This window comes from uncultured Mucilaginibacter sp., from assembly GCF_903893715.1.
Lineage (GTDB): Bacteria > Bacteroidota > Bacteroidia > Sphingobacteriales > Sphingobacteriaceae > Mucilaginibacter.
This window is the reverse complement of sequence record NZ_CAITNG010000112.1, coordinates 1-18,652: the sequence shown is the minus strand read 5'-3', so window position 1 is coordinate 18,652 and position 18,652 is coordinate 1. Positions and strand designations below refer to the sequence as shown.

General features: G+C 46.1%; 15 protein-coding genes. 7 read left to right on the top strand and 8 right to left on the bottom strand.

The window, feature by feature from the left end:
• Nucleotides 1-138 precede the first annotated feature (138 nt).
• Complete coding sequence (locus QZX97_RS12445; RefSeq protein ID WP_295650424.1) at nt 139-2,373, top strand: transferrin receptor-like dimerization domain-containing protein; 2,235 nt, start codon at nt 139-141, stop codon at nt 2,371-2,373.
• A 77-nt stretch (nt 2,374-2,450) separates the two neighbouring features.
• Here QZX97_RS12445 and QZX97_RS12440 read toward each other — a convergent pair whose 3' ends face one another.
• The 3 genes from QZX97_RS12440 to QZX97_RS12430 all read right to left on the bottom strand — a co-directional run bounded on the left by QZX97_RS12440 (nt 2,451) and on the right by QZX97_RS12430 (nt 6,418).
• Nucleotides 2,451-3,446 (bottom strand): Hint domain-containing protein, encoded by a 996-nt coding sequence (locus QZX97_RS12440; RefSeq protein WP_295650427.1) that lies wholly within the window; start codon nt 3,444-3,446, stop codon nt 2,451-2,453.
• 151 nt (nt 3,447-3,597) lie between these two features.
• Entirely contained in the window at nt 3,598-4,779 is a 1,182-nt protein-coding gene (locus QZX97_RS12435; protein ID WP_295650429.1) for a histidinol-phosphate transaminase, read from the bottom strand.
• A gap of 49 nt (nt 4,780-4,828) precedes the next feature.
• Nucleotides 4,829-6,418: a flavin monoamine oxidase family protein gene (locus tag QZX97_RS12430; RefSeq protein WP_295664687.1), complete on the bottom strand. Its 1,590-nt coding sequence runs from the start codon at nt 6,416-6,418 to the stop codon at nt 4,829-4,831.
• A 281-nt stretch (nt 6,419-6,699) separates the two neighbouring features.
• Here QZX97_RS12430 and QZX97_RS12425 point away from each other — a divergent pair, with 281 nt between their 5' ends.
• The 4 genes from QZX97_RS12425 to lspA all read left to right on the top strand — a co-directional run bounded on the left by QZX97_RS12425 (nt 6,700) and on the right by lspA (nt 10,686).
• On the top strand, nt 6,700-8,337 hold the full coding sequence (locus tag QZX97_RS12425; protein ID WP_295650434.1) for a TldD/PmbA family protein: 1,638 nt from the start codon (nt 6,700-6,702) through the stop codon (nt 8,335-8,337).
• Between the two features lie 14 nt (nt 8,338-8,351).
• Nucleotides 8,352-9,689, top strand: a complete 1,338-nt coding sequence (locus QZX97_RS12420) for a TldD/PmbA family protein (RefSeq protein WP_295650438.1) — start codon at nt 8,352-8,354, stop codon at nt 9,687-9,689.
• Between the two features lie 16 nt (nt 9,690-9,705).
• Nucleotides 9,706-10,092 (top strand): hypothetical protein, encoded by a 387-nt coding sequence (locus QZX97_RS12415; protein ID WP_295650441.1) that lies wholly within the window; start codon nt 9,706-9,708, stop codon nt 10,090-10,092.
• An 84-nt stretch (nt 10,093-10,176) separates the two neighbouring features.
• Entirely contained in the window at nt 10,177-10,686 is a 510-nt protein-coding gene (lspA, locus tag QZX97_RS12410; RefSeq protein ID WP_295650444.1) for a signal peptidase II, read from the top strand.
• Between the two features lie 28 nt (nt 10,687-10,714).
• Here the strand turns inward: lspA and QZX97_RS12405 are convergent, their stop codons facing one another.
• The 3 genes from QZX97_RS12405 to QZX97_RS12395 form a co-directional block, all read right to left on the bottom strand.
• A complete protein-coding gene (locus tag QZX97_RS12405; protein WP_295650446.1) occupies nt 10,715-11,971 on the bottom strand; it encodes a glycoside hydrolase family 88 protein in 1,257 nt (418 codons plus the stop codon).
• A gap of 58 nt (nt 11,972-12,029) precedes the next feature.
• Nucleotides 12,030-12,224 carry a hypothetical protein gene (locus QZX97_RS12400; protein WP_295650449.1) on the bottom strand — a complete coding sequence of 65 codons (195 nt, stop codon included), beginning with the start codon at nt 12,222-12,224 and terminating at the stop codon, nt 12,030-12,032.
• A 170-nt stretch (nt 12,225-12,394) separates the two neighbouring features.
• Nucleotides 12,395-13,078, bottom strand: a complete 684-nt coding sequence (locus tag QZX97_RS12395) for an arylesterase (RefSeq protein WP_295650453.1) — start codon at nt 13,076-13,078, stop codon at nt 12,395-12,397.
• 106 nt (nt 13,079-13,184) lie between these two features.
• Between QZX97_RS12395 and QZX97_RS12390 the strand changes: the two genes are divergently transcribed.
• Nucleotides 13,185-13,886, top strand: coding sequence for an ABC transporter ATP-binding protein (locus QZX97_RS12390; RefSeq protein WP_295650456.1), 702 nt, complete (start codon nt 13,185-13,187; stop codon nt 13,884-13,886).
• A gap of 51 nt (nt 13,887-13,937) precedes the next feature.
• On the top strand, nt 13,938-16,499 hold the full coding sequence (locus tag QZX97_RS12385; RefSeq protein WP_295664686.1) for an FtsX-like permease family protein: 2,562 nt from the start codon (nt 13,938-13,940) through the stop codon (nt 16,497-16,499).
• Between the two features lie 7 nt (nt 16,500-16,506).
• On the opposite strand, the gene QZX97_RS12380 is transcribed toward QZX97_RS12385, so the two are convergent.
• Both QZX97_RS12380 and QZX97_RS12375 read right to left on the bottom strand, forming a co-directional pair.
• Entirely contained in the window at nt 16,507-17,808 is a 1,302-nt protein-coding gene (locus QZX97_RS12380; protein WP_295650461.1) for a reverse transcriptase domain-containing protein, read from the bottom strand.
• A 247-nt stretch (nt 17,809-18,055) separates the two neighbouring features.
• Complete coding sequence (locus QZX97_RS12375) at nt 18,056-18,313, bottom strand: hypothetical protein (RefSeq protein ID WP_295650464.1); 258 nt, start codon at nt 18,311-18,313, stop codon at nt 18,056-18,058.
• Between the last annotated feature and the right edge of the window lie 339 nt (nt 18,314-18,652).

Below are 18,652 nucleotides of genomic sequence, written 5' to 3'. Positions count from 1 at the left end.
TTACTATAAAAATATTGATTGTTTACACTTAAGTCGACATTAGACAAAAAATATTTTGGGATAGTTGCCCACACACTTGATACGAAGCGCTAAAAACGCTATCTTACCATTCGTATTAACTGACTCTATTAACACAACATGAAGAAATTTCTCTCTTTGGGAATTAGTATGCTATTGGCCGGCCAATATGCTCAGGCCCAGCAAAAACCTATCGGCGGTTTTACCGAGCAAAGCTCTGCCGAACAGCTCAAAGTCGAGCAGCAGTTCGACCAGTCGCTTAGCGCCGAACGCATCGGCGAGACGATAAAACAACTGTCAGCCGTGCCGCATCATATCGGTTCGCCGGGAAGCAAGGCTGTTGCCGATATTATCCTGCAAAAGTTTAAAAGCTATGGCATGGATGCCCGAATCGATACTTATTACGTGCTTTTCCCGACACCAAAAACACGGGTACTTGAACTGACAGGCCCCACAAAATATATAGCGCTGCTTAAAGAACCGGCTTTAAAGGAGGATGCTACCAGCGGGCAGGATGGTCAACTGCCAACCTACAATGCCTGGAGCGCCGATGGCGACGTTACCGCCGAACTGGTATACGTGAACTACGGTTTGCCCGATGATTACGAAAAACTGGATGCGATGGGTATCAGCGTAAAAGGCAAAATTGTGATAGCCAAATACGGCCGTTCGTGGCGGGGCATTAAACCAAAGGTAGCGCAGGAGCATGGCGCTGTGGGTTGTATCATTTACTCCGACCCGCAGGATGATGGTTATTCGGTTGGGGATGTGTACCCTAAAGGTGCGTTTAAAAATGAATACGGCGTGCAGCGGGGTTCGGTGATGGATATGGTAATCTATCCCGGCGACCCGCTCACACCTGGTGTTGGCGCCACCAAAGATGCCGTTAGGTTAGATCGCAAAGAAGCGCCGACCATTTTAAAGATACCGGTTATCCCTATCAGCTATCATGACGCGCAGCCGTTGCTGTCCGCTATTGATGGCAAAGTTGCACCTGCTGACTGGCGTGGTGGCTTACCCAATACCTATCATGTAGGGCCGGGTAAAGCTACTGTGCATTTAAAAATGGTGTTTAATTGGAACCAGGTGCCGGCCTATGATGTGATTGGGATGGTGAAAGGTTCTTCCTATCCGGATGAATGGGTAGTGCGTGGCAATCACCACGATGCATGGGTAAACGGTGCCGGCGACCCTATTAGCGGTCAGGCTGCTATGGACGATGAAGCCAAAGCCATAGGCGATCTGCTAAAAACAGGCTGGAAGCCTAAACGTACATTGGTTTATTGCGCCTGGGATGGCGAAGAGCCCGGCCTGATGGGTTCGACTGAATGGGCCGAGGACCATGGTAAGGAATTACAACAAAAAGCGGTTGTTTATATCAATTCGGACGGAAACGGGCGCGGCTTTTTAAATGCTGAAGGTTCGCATGCGCTGGAAGGTTTTGTTGATGAGATAGCCGCTACTGTTATCGACCCGGAAACTAAAGTGCCGGTTGGTGAGCGCAAAAAAGCATCCGAAATAGTGAACGCCGCTACGGCGAAAGCCAAAACGGATATCATGGCCCGTAAAGGTGGTAAACTGGGCGCATTAGGTTCCGGTTCGGATTATTCTTCATTCCTGCAGCATTTGGGCATTACCACCCTCGATTTTGGCTTTGGCGGTGAAGATCCGGGTGGCGAATACCATTCCATTTACGATTCGTACGACGATTACCGCCGGTTTAAAGACCCGACGTTTGCTTATGGGGTAGCCCTTGCGTCAACTGCTGGACGCGCGGTGTTGCGGATGGCCGATGCGGATGTGCTGCCATTTGATTTCCGCAGCCTGGCGAAAACCATCAATACCTACAACACCGAAGTGATGGATATGGCCGAGCAGATGCGAACCAATACCGCTTTGGAGAACCAATTGATCAAATCCAATACCTTCCAGTTGGCTGCCGACCCGGCTAAAGGCCTCAAAACACCATCACCCAAGGCCGAAGTGCCTTATCTTGATTTCGCGCCGCTGCAAAACGCGCTGCATAAGCTGGATAAAAGCACAAGTGATCTGGCCGATACCTGGGCCAAAACCGTAAAAGCCGGCGGCGACCATGATGCCTTCAACAAAAAACTGTACCAGGCCGAGCAGCAATTGCTTTCGGTTGATGGTTTACCACGCCGCGGATGGTACAAACACACCATATACGCGCCGGGCTTTTATACAGGCTATGGGGTAAAAACCCTTCCGGGGATACGCGAGGCGATTGAGCAACGCAACTGGATGGAAGCACAACAGCAAATTGCCATTGCCGCGAAAAGTATTGAGTATTTGGCCGATTATTTATCATCAGGAACGGTTGTACCAACACCATAAAACAGGAATTGCTTATCAACAAAAACGCCCCGGTGCTTAGCGGGGCGTTTTTATTTGGATAAGATTTGAGATCAGATTTATTTCTGCTTCACCATCACGCCGTTCATCAGCAGCGTACTGCCACTATCGGCAACAATGTTGTACACTTTTTGAACGCCCTCGCCTTGTTCGCTTTTTTGCAGAACGGTATAGGTTTCGTATTTACCGGTTTGGTCGTTAAAGCATAGTACTTGCTGCCCCAATTCAATGTCGCCCATTTTGCTTCTGCCTTGTACAGTTTGCATGGGATGGTTAGGGGTAGCTTTCAATACTTTGGTGTTAAGGTTGATATTCAAACCTGTTGTCGTATTATTTTCATTTGCCGATACCAACACCAATTGCGTTAAGGCATAGTTTTTTGCAGGGTGCATGGTTAGTTCTTTTACTTTGGTGGCCGATGCCTTGTTGGTTTCCGGGTCGACGGTAACTACGACGTCGCCGGTTTTGATGTCTTTCAACAGCTTTTTACTGCCATCGCCCATGGTTACCTCTTCATCGCCGGGGAAACAGATGTCGTTACCGTAGGTAGCTTCTTCCTTCATGTCCTTACCGCCATTCAGTACCTTGTATTGCTGAAAGCTCATTTCTTTCGACAGGACATAAGATAACTTGAGGATAAAATTCTTCTCCACCTTATTGATGTTATCGATATCGTTGAAATATTTATCCCAAACTTGGGCATCGGCGGTAAAATCGGGTACTAAAGCCTGATACCTTTTGCCGGTTTCGTTGGTATAAAAAACCATCAGGCCTATTTCCTGCAAACCTGCTTTCGCGACAAGCTTATACAGGTCGATACGTTTTTTGAGCCCGTCGCTGCCGGTGATGAAGTATGGTTTGCGGTTTTCGTAACGGTCGAGCACATAGGCGTTGTCGAATTTAACGTAGGTATCTTTATCAAGGTCGGCAATAGTGTAGGTGAGGGCCTTGGTATACTCGTCCATGGTTAAGGGGCGAGGGTTAGTGGTAGTGGTTTGGGCACGGCTAAAGCCCGCGATAAACAGTATGAGGGTAGTAAATAGTAGGTTACGCATTGGTATAGATTAGATATTAAAAAAAAGGTCATGCCGTCCGTTGGCTAACGGATCGGCACCTCACACGCTAAGTAACGAATTATATATCGCTCGCTTATCGTTCTGATGGGGTGCTGAAACAAGTTCAGCATGACACAAATTTATAATTGTGTTACGATAACTGCTTAAAGGCATCAGCAAAGTATTGCATTTCTTCCATTTTGCCGATGCTTACACGGCACCAGTCTTTATTGTTGAATTTCCAGTTACGAACACCAACACCACGTTTCATCATTTCCTGCACAAATTGCTTGCCATCCATTTTTAAAGGGAACATAACAAAATTGGTTGAAGATGGGATGTACTCGTACCCTTCAGCTTTTAATACGGAGTAGAGATATTCTTTTGACGCCAGTGTTTTTTTCAAAGCATCCTGCAAAAACTCTGTTTCGCGATAAGCAGCAATTGCCCCAGCAAGTGTTGTTGCTGAGAGGTTAAATGAACCGGAAGTGTATATTGATAACGCGCTTAAAACATCCGGCTGACCAATAATGTAACCCAAACGCAGACCGGCAAAGCCATATAATTTGGAAAATGTACGGGCTACAATTACATTTTGTCCGGCTTTTACTGCGCCAATCATTGTTGCGCCTTGAGGGTCAGGCAGGTAATCAATATAAGCCTCGTCAATAAATACGGTTACCTTTTTCGATACGCGCTCACAAAATGCCTTCAGCTTCTGCGTATCTAAAACGGTTGCGGTAGGGTTATTGGGGTTGCAAATGTAAACCAGCCCGGTTTTGTCGGTTATTTTAGCTTCCATCGCGTCCAGGTCAAGTTTGTAATCAGCTGTTAGGGGTACCTTTACCCATTTGCCTTCAAACAGTTGAGCGTGTGTTGGCAAGTCATCGTAAGAAGGATCGCCTGTGATGATTTCTTTACCACCTTTACTGTAATGCATAGCAGCAGCAAGCAATAAGGGAGTTGAGCCCGAGTCTAAAACAATATTATCGGGAGTTATGCCTTCATATGCTGCAATCTTTCCTGTCAGAACAGGGATTTGCTGAAAGGGGTATTGATATCCGGTGTCGATAGCGTCCTGTATAGCTTTTTTTGCAGCCGGCGACGGACCGAAAGGGTTTTCGTTAGCTAATAACCGGGCTTTAAGCGGGCCAAATTTTGGCGGGATGCTCATGATAGCGGTTTGGTCGGTAGCGCCTTTTATGCTGGCAGTTACTTTACGTACCGCAGGCATAGCAGATAGCTTGTCTAACGTCCCCGAGAGGAAAGCCAGTCCGCCGGCCATCATCGCGCTGGATTTTATCCAGTTTCTACGGTTAATTGAGTTTGACATCTTTTTTAAGTTTTTTGTTTGAATAGTTTTTTATGAGTTCATGTGGTTATTATCCTTTTGTTGAAGCGGGGTAGGCCAGCCGTTGTTCGGTTACCCGCCCGTGTAGGGCCGCCACCGTACTCCGTGCCGATTCGAATGCCCCGGCCATCCAGGCGTTCAGGTACGTTAAATGCTCGCCGGCAAAATATACGTTCTTATCGGGCTTTAGTAGTACCGGGTATTGGTCGCGGCGGGTATCGGTACTATACACAGCCCAGCCGCCCAGGTTGTATTTTGTTTTGTGCCAGCTTACCGAAAACGAGTTTTCAAACTCGGCATCGTATTGCGGGTGTATCAGCCTGCCTTTTTGCAAAGCCAGCTTTTCGCGATCTGCATAGCTCAAATAGCCGGTACGTACCGCCTTGTCGTTAAAATTATAGTATCCTATCAGGATGCCTTTTTTACCCAAGTAATCGTACGAGGGGTAGAATATCTGTGTCAGATCGTTATTTGTATGGGTGATGCCACCATAAATATGGTCGTCTTCTTCCCAAAACCTGCGCTTAAACTGCAGGCCTATTTTGCCGGTTTGCATGTAGGCGATATAATCTATCGCCCGGCTCACATCGCCCGAAAAATTATTGTTTACGTTGCTCAATACGGGCAGGGGTAGGGTACAGATGCAGAGGTCGCCTTGCAGTGCATGTTCGCCAAGGGCATCCTTATAAGTGATTTTTACGCCATCAGGCAGGTTGGTTATGTTAGTTACCTCGGCGCCCAACTTTAACATTGGCCCTACCTTGGTTTGCAGTGCTTTGGCGATCATGTCCATCCCGCCAACGGCCTGAAACATGGTCATCTGTAGTTCATAGGTGTATTCGGCTACATTATAAAAATCAGGGTCCAGCAAACCCGATTGTAACATATCGATCAGTTTATGCGGGTCGCCTATTTTACCGGGTTTATCGCCTGCGCCGGGCTGTTCAATATAACCCCTTCGGGCGGAAGCCTTGTACAGTTTATCAGGGTCGAGGCCGCCTTCGGCCATCAGGTATTCGAGCACCTTTTCGGCATCTTCTTTGGTCATAGCGGCATCCAATGCGCCGTGGTCGATACTTTTGGCCAGCATTTCGGTCATATAGCCGCGCATATCGTTATGTACTTCGCGGACGCGAACTTTTTTATTGGAAAGCGGCCCTTTACCTTCGGCGAAGTAATAAGCGCCTTCGTTTACATTGTTATATACCTGTATGGGTACTCCTAATTCTTTGCAGTAATGCAATGTCAGTTCGTGGTGGTGCGGTATGCGCGATGGGCCCGCGTTAAAATACAGGCCTTCGTCAAAGCGCGCAGTAATGGTGGGTTTATCAGTTTCGGTATTGGTGCTGCCGTTGCGTATGCTCCAGCAACGACCACCCGCACGCTGCCGTGCCTCGAGGATGGTGCATTGGTAGCCTAATTTGTTCAGTTCGTAGGCGCAGGTCATCCCGGCAAGGCCACCGCCCAGTATAATTACTTTTTTGCCGTTACCGCTGCCCGTTAAATTAAAGGAGTAAGCAGGAGCAGGGCGTAACATTCCCAAAGCCATCATGGCGGGATAAGTACCCCCGGCAAGCATAGCGCCTTTGCTTAAAAAACTACGTCGTGATATATTTTCCAAATGATATAATGGAGGTAATTATTCAGTTAATGTTAATTTAAAGGTAGCTTTTTTTATTATTTATTGCAGATGGATGCGTTTTTTTATCAGAACCATAATTTTCAATACAAAAAATGTGATAAAAAGCACTTTGGCGGCGTTTTTCCAGGGAGTTGATTAACAATATTTAATTTAATCTACAAATCCTATATATATTGTTGAACATCATTTAGTTAGAACGCTAAACTTTTTTTCTTTTATCAATAAAAAAGTTTTTATCTTACGATACTAAATATACTACTTTGAAACGCAGAAACTTCCTTTACCTCACGGGCATGGGCGTCGGCGCCACCTTTTTGCAGGGTGTGCCCGCATTCGGGAAAATAATTGACCCATCGGCAGCTTTAGACGGGGTTGACCCGGCCTTTAAAAAACAATTATCGGATGTGGCCCTTAACGCGGCACGCAGCAAAGGCGCTACCTATACTGATGTTCGCATTGGTCGCTACCTTAACCAGTTTGTGGTTACCCGCGAAGACAAGGTGGAAAACATTGTGAACACCGAAAGCTACGGCCTGGGTATACGTGTTATTGCCAATGGTTGCTGGGGCTTTGCTGCTACCGATAAGATGGATAAAGACAGTATAGCCCGCGCTGCCGCGGATGCCGTTGCGATTGCCAAGGAGAATGCCCGTCTGCAATCGGAACCGGTGCAATTGGCTCCTCAAAAAGGTTATGGCGAAGTAAGCTGGAAAGCGCCTATCGAAAAAAACGCCTTTGAAGTACCTATTAAAGAGAAAGTAGACCTGCTGCTGAGCGTTAACGACGCGGCTATGAAAGGCGGTGCCAGTTATGTGGATTCGATTTTATTTTTTGTGAATGAGCAGAAATACTTTGCATCGACAGACGGTTCATATATTGACCAGGACATACACCGGATTTGGCCATTGTTTACGATTACCAAAATTGACGCGAAGACCGGTAAGTTTGAAACCCGCAACTCCTTAAGCGCGCCGCGCGGTATGGGCTATGAATATATTATTCCCCGCGAAAGCGATAAAATAAAAGGCGGCCCTACAACTTTGTACCGCGACCGCTACGATATGCTGGAAGATGCCAAAGCAGGCGCGATACAGGTTGGCGAAAAACTGACCGCGAAGTCGGTTGAGGCGGGTAAGTACGATTTGGTGCTCGACCCATCGCATTTATGGTTGACCATACACGAGTCGACCGGCCACCCGACAGAGCTTGACCGTGTATTGGGCTACGAAGCTAATTTTGCCGGAACAAGTTTTTTGACTTTGGATAAATGGGAATCGAAGAAATTTAACTACGGTAGTAAGCTGGTGAATATTGTTGGCGACAAAACACAGCCCGGTTCGCTGGGGGCTGTGGGTTATGATGACGAGGGCGTGGCTTGCAAAAAATGGGATATTATTAAAGATGGTATACTGGTTAATTATCAGGCCATTCGCGATCAGGCACATATCATCGGCCTGAACGAATCGCAGGGATGCTGTTATGCGGATAACTGGGCCAATGTACAGTTCCAAAGGATGCCGAATGTTTCGCTGCAGCCAGGTAAAACACCGCTCGCGCCGTCGGAACTCATTAAAAACGTTGAAAAGGGTATTTATATCCTCGGTGATGGTTCTTTCTCTATCGACCAGCAGCGTTATAACTTCCAGTTTAGCGGGCAGCTGTTTTACGAGATAAAAGAAGGTAAAATAGCCGGGATGCTGAAAGATGTGGCCTATCAATCGAACACACAGGAGTTTTGGAACTCATGTACCGCGATATGCGATGAGCGCGACTACCGTTTGGGCGGCTCGTTCTTTGATGGCAAGGGGCAACCTGAGCAGGTGAGCGCGGTTTCGCACGGCTCGGCCACTACGCGTTTTAACGGGGTGAATGTAATCAACACGGAAAGAAAAATCTGATCAACATAAATTATATGCCAATATTAAGCAAAGAGGAAGCACAGGCACTGTTAAAAAAGGTGTTAAGCTATTCAAAAGCCGACGAATGTGAAGTATCCATCAACGGTTCGGATGCCGGCAATATACGTTATGCCCGTAATTCGGTGTCAACCAGCGGGGCTATCAGTCAGAACAGTCTGGCGGTATCATCCGCATTTGGTAAAAAGTTGGGTATCGCCACCATCAACGAATTTGACGACGAATCGCTGAAAAAAGTAGTAATCCGCGCAGAAGAACTGGCTCATTTGGCCCCCGAAAACCCGGAATATGTTTCGATACTTGGCCCGCAAGACTATGCGGCGCCTTCAAAACAATATGTACCCGAAACGGCGTCCATCACACCAAAATTACGTGCTGATGCCGTTGACCTGAGCCTTAAAGTTGCCAAAGACAATAAGCTAACAGCGGCAGGCTTTGTACAAAATTCAATAGCCTATAGCGCCTTTATGAACTCGAAAGGCTTGTTCGCGTATAATACCTCGACGGACATCAACTTTTCGGTAACGCTGCGCACAGCCGACAGCAAAGGTTCGGGCTATATTACCAGGGATTATAACGATGTGAAATATTTTGATGCGGAGGCATTTACCAAAATTGCCGCCCAAAAAGCCACGGGCTCGATAGGGGCAAGGGCACTTGAACCCGGTAAATACACCGTGATACTGGAACCTGCGGCAGGAATTGTTTTGCTGGAGAACCTGATAGGCGGCTTAGATGCCCGCCAGGCCGATGAAGGCCGCAGCTTTTTGAGTAAACCCGGTGGCAAAACCAAATTGGGCGAAAAAATGTTGGATGAACGGGTGAATATTTACTCGGACCCATGGAACCCGGAACTGCCAACTGCTTACTGGAACGGCGATGGCCGCCCGCAGGAAAAAATGAGCTGGATAGAGAAAGGTGTGGTGAAAAACCTATACTACAGTCGTTATTGGGCGCAAAAGCAAAATGTAAAAGCTATACCGGGACCTGATGCCTTTATTATGGATGGGACGGATACTTCGCTGGCCGATTTGATAAAAGGCACCGAAAAAGGTATTTTGGTTACCCGCCTGTGGTACATACGCCCGGTGGACCCGCAAACCTTGCTGTATACCGGCCTTACCCGCGATGGTACGTTTTATATTGAGAACGGCGAGATCAAGTTCCCGGTAAAAAACTTCCGATTTAATGAGAGCCCGGTTATTATGCTGAACAACTTGGAAGCTTTGGGCAAGCCGCAACGTACGGTAAGCGGCGAGTCGGGTACGAATGGTTTGATACCACCGATGAAGATCAGGGATTTTACGTTCTCATCGTTATCGGATGCGGTATAAATAAGAAACAGTCATTATGGAGAAACAAGTGTTGTTTTCGGCCCGAACGCAGGCCTACTTAGAAACCATCCGCGAAATTGTGAAGCAATTGCCGGGTACCGAAGAATATCTTTGCTTTGGTACGCCGGCCTTCCGCACCAAAAAACGCCTGATAGCCCGTTTACAGGAAGATGGCAACACCCTATCGGTTTATGCTGCCGACCGCGACATTTGGATAAACCAATATCCCGAAATGTTTTTTGTAACCCCGCATTTTTATAATTACCCTGCTGTACTGTTAAAATTGAGCGTAATACCCACCCGCCTGTTGCGCCAGGTAATTACCGAAGCATGGCAGCAAACCGCCCCAAAATCAATGCTGAAGCAGCATCCTGACCATAAAGGTTCTGTTAAACTGTCGTGAGCGAGTGCGGTTTTTAAAGATGTTATGGAATTACATCTTCCATTTTCCGTCTTCCATCTTCCATAAAAGCGCTACCTTTGCCTTATGAGTCCGCGTTTTAAAATTATCCTTTTTTGCCTTGTATCCGTTGCCTTTATTGGTTGCGACCGTTATACCAAACAATTGGCCAAAACCCATTTGATGAACCGGCCGGAGATATCGTATTTCCACCATACCATTGTACTGGAGTATGCCGAAAATACGGGCGCGGCTTTAAGTTTAGGCGATAACTTATCAAAAACCGTAAGTTTTTGGGCCTTGAGCATGATGCCTTTGGCATTGATGATAGGTCTGTTGGTCTATTTAGTAAAAAAAGCAAACGAACTGAACCGCGCCAAAATTATCTGCCTTGCGCTCATCTTCGCGGGGGGGACGGGCAATTTGATTGACCGTATCTTTTTTGACCGGCATGTTACCGATTTTATGAACGTAGGTATCCAAAACCTGCGCACGGGTATTTTTAATGTGGCCGATATGTGTATTACGGCGGGGGCTATTGGGTTGGTGTTGTTTTTTAGGAAAGAACAACCCGCTAAAGATTTGAAAACTTTTTAAAAGTTGTCAAATCTAAATGTGTGGATCATCATTTCGCCAGCAATGGCCCGTAATTATTCCTTTCCGCTCTTAACATTTCGCTGCCTGCCATCAGGAACGCGCCGAGGCCGTGAGTGTCGTTTAGTGCCGCAGGGCGGGTGTAATAGAATTTGATGTCGTCTTCAATGCCGGTGCCTATGCAAACGTCGGGCATTTGGCCGTCGGGGGTGATTTTGGCGGCAAGGCCTTTCCAGCCCTGGCGGGCAATGTTGATATAGGTTTTGTTTATCCAGCCTTCGTTAACCGCTTTGGCTATGGCGTAGGTAAACATGGCCGTAACCGAGGCTTCGAGGTAGGAGTCGGGTTTGTCCAGCAATTGGTGCCACAGGCCGGTTTGGTCCTGGTAGCGGGAGTAGCCTACGATCTGGCGCAGCAGGTAGTTGATGAGTTCCTGCCGTTTGGGGTGGTTGGCGGGCAGGTTATTGAGCAATTGTACCGTTGCCAGGGCTATCCAGCCGTTGCAGCGGCCCCAATGCGCTACGCCGTTCATGTTCACATCGCTGTAATAATTGTGGAAGTAGAGGCCGGTAGCAGGGTCGTACAGGTATTTATTAAAGTTTTCGACCTGTTTAATGCAATCGTCGAAGTATTTGGCATCGCCGGTCATTTTCCCCATACGGGCGAGGAATGGGATGCTCATATACATATCATCAGCCCAAAGGGTCATATAACGGGGTTCGGGGCGCGATAGGGTACCATCCGGTAAACGCAACTGACCTTTGGAGATATAATTGGCGGCTTTATCCAAATAAGCGCGGTAAGCAGCTTGGTGCGATAACGCATCGACATCACATAATCCTGCCGCCATAGCACCAACGTCGTCCAGACTGCCCATTCTGAAATAGGCGGTGTATTCACTGCGGGGCGTTTTGTTTTTATAGAGGTCCTCAAATAAACCAACATTGCTGAAGATGAAGTCGAAATTCTTTACAGAGTAATCCGAATACTTTTTATCGTTCAGCACTTCGGCGGTTTGTATCATGCCTACGGTGAGCACGCCGTTCACATATTCCCAGCGGTTGTATTTGCTGTCGGTATGGATGTCGGCGGGGTTGCTCAAACCTTTGGTCGAATTATATTTTTCGCCTGTTTTGGCGTTCACAAACTGGAAAGAAGTATTGGCGATGACATGGTCAGCCACACGGCGGAGTACTTCTTCGGTGTTGATGGTTTGTGCTGTTGCTGAAAACATGATAAAACCAAGCCATAGCAATATAAGAGCGCGGCGTATTGGTGAAGCAGTCATAAAGGTTAAATTGGTGTTTAAAGCTATAAAAATTATTTAACAGATGGGAAACCAATTGTTAGTTCATAATATGGCGCGTTTTTAATTCTTTAACACTGTAAATCTTTTTACTCACGGTTTTTTGTGTGTTGGTTCCCCGGTCTTCGTCTATCTTCTCAACAATTATGCTATCACCCCTGCATTTGTAATAAATGTATCCGTTCTCATCATCGAATGTTCCGGTATAGATTCTGAAACTTGTTGAATCAGTCAAATAATCTGCTTTTAGTAAACCAAAATCGGTATGATATACTTCTACATAAAGTTTGCACTTACATGTTTTGTTGTATTCAGAAAGGCTAACGGTATCAAAGTATTTGTGCGAGCATCGATTGCAGCCGCACGCGATTACTAAAAAAACAGCTAAAATTATATAAGCCTTTTTCATGAATGCAATATCTCTTTTAACACCACCCAAACATTTTGCGCCACAATTTTGGCGCCTTTTGGGGTGGGGTGTATGCCGTCGGCCTGGTTAAGATCGCGGTTGCCGGCTACGCCGTCCAGTAAAAATGGTACCAGAGCCACGTTGTTCTTTTTGGCGAGTTGAGGAAATATGGCTTTAAAAGCGTTGGCATAGGTTGCGCCCATATTGGGCGGCACCATCATGCCGGTGAGGATAATTTTGGCATCGGGGTATTTGGCTTTTACTTTGTCCATAATGGCTTGTAAGTTCTTTTCAGTTTGTTCAACGGGCAGGCCGCGCAAACCGTCGTTCGCGCCAAGCTCTAAAATAAAAATATCCACCTTTTGGTGCAGCAGCCAGTCGATACGGCCGAGGCCGCCTGCCGATGTTTCGCCGCTAAGGCCACCGTTAACAACTTTGTAGGATAGTTTTAACGAATCTATTTTTTGCTGTAGGACGGAGGGGTAGGAATCGGCGCCCGGGTCTTCCAAACCGTAGCCTGCTGTTAGGCTGTCGCCGAACACCAATATGCTTTTGGTATTGCTTTGGGTGGGTGCTGTAGCGGATGATTTGTCGGTGGTTTCGGATTGGTTTTTAGCGGGATTGCTGCAAGCAGCGAAGAAAAACGCTAAAATGAGGGTGTAAAAATGTAACTTATGCATGGATTGTATTTCTAATGTTAAATATGATGATTATTTAAGCAGGAAATAACATTTTAGTTTTGTAATTGTACTATTTTACGAACGAATTATAATGCGGGAAAATTAAGTGGAAAATATACTGAAGATAACAAACCTGAGCAAAACTTATCAAAGCGGCGGACAACCCCTGACGGTTTTGCACGATATCAATATCTCAATAGAAGCGGGCTCAACTGCCGCCATTGTAGGGCCTTCGGGCAGCGGGAAAACTACCTTACTGGGCTTAAGCGCCGGGCTCGACCGTTCGACAACTGGAACCGTGGAACTGAACGGCATCGCTTTGGACAACCTAAGCGAAGACCAACGTGCTCATGTGCGCAACCAGCACGTAGGCTTTATATTCCAGAACTTTCAATTGTTACCAACACTTACTGCATTGGAAAATGTGATGGTGCCGCTGGAACTGCGCGGCGAAAAGAATATTAAGCCCCGGGCCTTAGAGCTTTTGGCAAAAGTGGGTTTGGAGAGCCGCAGCCACCATTACCCATCGCAACTTTCGGGGGGCGAGCAACAGCGGGTATCGCTGGCCAGGGCTTTTAGCAATGCACCAAAGATCTTGTTTGCCGACGAACCCACCGGCAACCTGGATGCTGAAACTGCCGAAAAAGTGGTGAAACTCATCTTCGACCTGAACCGCGAAGCGGGTACCACGCTTATTTTGGTTACCCATGATTTAGAGCTGGCATCGAAAACGCAGCGGATCATCAGGATAAAGGGTGGGCATATTGTGTCTGACGAGCCTACGGACAAGATCATGGTTCATGGTTAATAGTTCATAGTACCTATCCCTTTTTTAACCATGAACTATGATCTATGAACCATGAACAAAGCAATGAATCAATCAAATAAGAAACTAAATATAGGCTGGCTCTTCCTCATGGCCTGGCGCGATAGCAGGCGCAACCGGTCGCGGTTGTTTCTGTTTATCTCGTCGATTATACTGGGGATAGCGGCTTTGGTGGCCATTTACTCCTTTGGTGATAATTTAAGGCAAAATATTGACGACCAGGCCGCCACACTCATCGGCGCCGATTTGGTGTTTAGCACCAACAAACCGGCCACGCCCGCCATACAAAAACTGATAGACAGTTTAGGCACGGAGAAATCGCAAGAAAAGAGCTTTGTGTCGATGGTGCTGTTCCCGAAAACGGGCAGTACACGTTTGACATTGGTGAAGGCATTGGAAGGCAAGTTTCCGTATTATGGGAGTATCGAAACTACGCCTGTTGCCGCCGGGATGGATTTCCGTAAAGGTAAAGAGGCTTTGGTTGATAAGGTGCTGATGCTGCAATTTAATGTAAAAGTTGGCGATTCGGTAAAGGTGGGTTTGGTAAGCTTCAAAATAGCCGGTGTGCTTGATAAGGCACCGGGTTCCATCGGGATTGCATCGAGCATGGCGCCGGTGGTGTATATACCGATGCAATATTTGGAGCAGACAGGTCTATCCCAAAAGGGCAGCCGCATCAATTCGAGCTATTATTTTAAGATGCCCGGCAATGCGGATATGGAGAAACTGGTGAAAAAAATTGAGCCTCGACTGGAGAAAGACGGTGTAAATTACGAGACCATCCAAACCCAGAAAGAACAAACAGGTAGGTCATTTGAGGATTTGACGCGCTTTTTGTCGCTGGTGGGCTTTATCGCGTTGCTATTGGGTTGTATTGGCGTGGCCAGTGCTATCCACATTTACGTACGCGAAAAGATAAATACCGTGGCCGTGCTGCGCTGTTTGGGCGTTAACGGCTGGCAGGCGTTCCTCATTTACCTCATCCAAATTGTGTGCGTGGGCTTTATCGGCTCATTGTTGGGAGCCCTTTTGGGGACTTTCATCCAGCAAATACTGCCCTGGCTGTTAAAAGATTTTATGCCCTTTACCATTGATGTCAATACTTCGTGGGGAGCCATTGGGCAAGGCATCGTATTGGGTGTGCTCATTTCTATTTTATTCGCGTTGCTGCCGCTCATTTCGGTGCGCAATATATCGCCGCTCAATACTTTGCGTATTTCGACTGAAGAAATCAGCTTGACACGCGACCCGCTCAAATGGCTGGTGTACCTGCTTATCTTGGCTTTTATTTCGGGTTTTGCATGGTTGCAGTTGCAGGATGTGATACAAACCATCGCCTTTACTGTTTGCGTGTTACTGGCCTTTTTGATATTAACGCTAATTGCCCGTTTGCTGATGTTTTTGGTGAAGAAATTCTTCCCGTTTTCGTGGAGCTATTTGTGGCGGCAGGGATTTTCTAACCTGTACAGGCCCAATAACCAGTCGGTGATACTTATTGTGAGTATTGGTTTGGGCACGGCTTTGATATGCACCCTGTTTTTTATACAGGGCTTGCTGATGCAGCGTGTAACGCTGTCGTCGAGTGGCAACCAGCCGAATATGATCTTGTTCGATATACAGGCGAGTCAGAAGGCCGGGGTGGCCGATCTGACCCGTAAACAGGGCCTTCCGGTAATATCGCAGGTACCTATTGTTACCATGAGTTTGCTCGAAATAAACGGCAAAACCGGAGCGCAACTAAAGGCAGATAGTTTGGGCAAAGGGCCATCCAAACGAGCATTCAGGAATGAATACCGGGTTACTTACCGTGACACGCTGGTGAATACCGAGCGCATCAAATCGGGCGAATGGGTGGGCGAGGCCAAACCGGGCGATGTGGTGCCTATCTCGGTAGAGGATAGATATGCTACCCGCATGCGGTTAAAAATAGGCGACAAAATGCTTTTCAATGTGCAGGGGCTGCCGGTTAATACCGTGATCAAAAGTATACGCACCGTAAACTATAACCGCATACAAACCAATTTTTTGGTGGTTTTCCCGAAAGGGGTGTTAGAGCAGGCGCCGCAGTTTTACGTGTTGCTGAGCCGTGTGCCTAATAGTAAAGTATCGGCAAAATTTCAGCAATTGGTGGTGCAAAAATACCCGAATGTTTCGGTGGTAGATTTAGGCCTCATCATCAGCGTGGTGGATGAGCTGATGGACAAAATTGGCTTTGTGATCCGCTTTATGGCACTGTTCAGTATTATTACCGGGTTGATTGTGCTCATCGCATCGGTACGCATCAGTAAATACCAGCGCATGCAGGAAAGCGTACTGCTGCGCACACTGGGTGCCAGTCGTAAACAGATACTGGCCATTACGGCTTTGGAATACTTCTTTTTAGGCTTTTTGGCTGCTGCTACGGGCGTAGTACTCTCCATAGCCGCGAGCTGGGGTTTGGCCAGCAGGGTATTTGATACCGCGTTTCACCCGCAAATATTGCCTGTATTGGGCATATTGGCCTTTATCAGTTTGCTGACGGTTGTGATAGGGTTGCTGAACAGCCGCGGGGTGTTGAATAAGCCACCTTTGGAGGTGTTGAGGAGGGATGTGTAGGAGGATATTAAATAATAATTTTTTTTCTGTCTAAGGTTTTAATAAAATCCTCACATGATAGTACACCTGTGTTGTTGCGCTGTATTTTTGAAAAACCTTGTACTACTTTTCTGTTTTTAAGTCTGACATCAACAGTCGCAGTTGATTTTATTTTGAAATCTAATTTAATAAATACTTGAAGCAGTTTGTGATTTATAAAATTGTCAATTTCATTGAACTCTCTATCTACATCGACAAACTTAAAAGAAGATAGCCAACCTTCAAGTAAGTTCTTAAGTCTCTTAATAACAGTTATAAGTCCTTGGAAATCTTTATCATTCGTAAACTTGTCGATATCAGTTATATTATCAATTTTTTCTAAAAGGTCTTTAACTTTCTTTTCGCTCACCCAAACGTTTTTTCCATCAAATCTTATAGAAAGAAAAGAAAATTCATGATAAAAGGGATCTATGATACGAGTTTTTGAACCCCTTAGGTATGATGGAGAAGGCAGGGGATGAAGCTCTAAACCTAAGTTTGTTTCTAATTCTTCTTTTGCAATCGCTAACGCATTTTCAGCTTCTTTTGCCGATTTACATAATACGATAAAATCATCAGCATATCTCACTAAACATATGTTCTCCCTAATCATTCGCTGGTCAAATTCTGACAAGTATATATTTGCCAACAATGGAGATAGGGGATTGCCTTGTGGTATTCCATCTAAAGACTCTGAAAAATAATAATGAAGGTCTTGAGAATATTTGTCTAGGCCTTCTACACTTTGTTCTAAAGATTCTTCTATTAAAGAGTTAATTGATGAATCCGGCAATTCGATAAATACTTTGGCAAGTAATTTTTTCCTATTTACACTATCAAAGAATTTCTTGATATCGGCTTCCAGTATGATTTTATTCCCGTTTTTGAAATGCTCAATAACCTTAACAATAGCCTTTTCTACACCAGTGTCTTTTTGGTATGCAAAACTACATTGGTTATTTAGTTTGTACTTTGTTGATAAGAGGTCTTCTAACTTGGCTGATAGTGCTTTTTGAACAAGTCTATCTCGAATGTCTGCTATTCTAAGAGGTCGGTATTCTCCCGGAGTTTTTTTCTTTAATAATACCGCTCTTACTCCATTAAATTTATAGGTGTTACTCAGTAACTGTTTGCTTATTTCTTTAATATGAGCGTCTAAAGAATCTTGAAATTCTTTTATAGTTTCAGAAGAAACTCCCCTGGAATCTTTATTGGACTTATTTAATTTGTCCCAAGCATCCTTAAGGTATGACGGGGATGAAATTTGTTGCAAAAGTGATTGAGGAGTCAAAGTTTATTTTGTTAGTAATGCTGGTTCCGTACCATGCCATGGCTTTAGCAGACAACAAAATTAAGTGCAGATAAGTGAGCCTGTGATACAAATCTTGATGATAACCGTCAAGACTTTGCGCATCATTCGCTCCATCGCATTGGCTATGGTTGGGCTGTTCGCCCGCGCACTGCCTGTTGAGTAGCAACTCTGCTCGGTTGCTACCTGCGACCTGGCCGAGACGATCGTTTTAGGTGTACTTTCCATCTTACTCAAATTTAAGGTTTTTTCTGACTTTTGCAACTTTTTTCAAAATAATCTCGACTTGCGCTTCCCACCCGCCCTTTAAAATTCGGTACTCCACTGTAACGGAAATCGCAAGTCTGCTAAATACAATGGTTCCGTAAGGGCAGATAAGTGAGCCTGTGATACAAATCTTGATGATAACCGTCAAGACTTTGCGCATCATTCGCTCCATCGCATTGGCTATGGTTGGGCTGTTCGCCCGCGCACTGCCAACTAACAAATTTAGCAAATAATAATATATGGGTTTCGAATTGTACATATATACTTTTCCACATATACACACTTACTAACAAGATTTTTTAAATCAATCGGCGTACCCACCATTGTTTTGCCCGCTTTTGGCCGAAGCTTCTTTGCCGGCAGGATGGGGTTGAATTTTGTAGTTTGATTTTTAAATATGGGCTTTTTTGCGTACCTTGTAGGGTTGAGCAAAGCGCATGGAGCGGGGCGCAAAGCGTAAAAAAGTATGTTTGAAAATAGTCTTACTTTGGGGGGGGGGGGGGGGGGGGGGGGGGGGGGGGGGGGGGGGGGGGGGGGGGGGGGGGGGGGGGGGGGGGGG

What these genes read in the sequence shown, in the direction of transcription:
- QZX97_RS12445 (WP_295650424.1), top strand. Translation starts at nt 139, where the DNA reads ATGAAGAAATTTCTCTCTTTGGGAATTAGTATGCTATTGGCCGGCCAA.
- QZX97_RS12440 (WP_295650427.1), bottom strand. Translation starts at nt 3,446, where the DNA reads ATGCGTAACCTACTATTTACTACCCTCATACTGTTTATCGCGGGCTTT.
- QZX97_RS12435 (WP_295650429.1), bottom strand. Translation starts at nt 4,779, where the DNA reads ATGTCAAACTCAATTAACCGTAGAAACTGGATAAAATCCAGCGCGATG.
- QZX97_RS12420 (WP_295650438.1), top strand. Translation starts at nt 8,352, where the DNA reads ATGCCAATATTAAGCAAAGAGGAAGCACAGGCACTGTTAAAAAAGGTG.
- QZX97_RS12415 (WP_295650441.1), top strand. Translation starts at nt 9,706, where the DNA reads ATGGAGAAACAAGTGTTGTTTTCGGCCCGAACGCAGGCCTACTTAGAA.
- lspA (WP_295650444.1), top strand. Translation starts at nt 10,177, where the DNA reads ATGAGTCCGCGTTTTAAAATTATCCTTTTTTGCCTTGTATCCGTTGCC.
- QZX97_RS12405 (WP_295650446.1), bottom strand. Translation starts at nt 11,971, where the DNA reads ATGACTGCTTCACCAATACGCCGCGCTCTTATATTGCTATGGCTTGGT.
- QZX97_RS12395 (WP_295650453.1), bottom strand. Translation starts at nt 13,078, where the DNA reads ATGCATAAGTTACATTTTTACACCCTCATTTTAGCGTTTTTCTTCGCT.
- QZX97_RS12385 (WP_295664686.1), top strand. Translation starts at nt 13,938, where the DNA reads ATGAACAAAGCAATGAATCAATCAAATAAGAAACTAAATATAGGCTGG.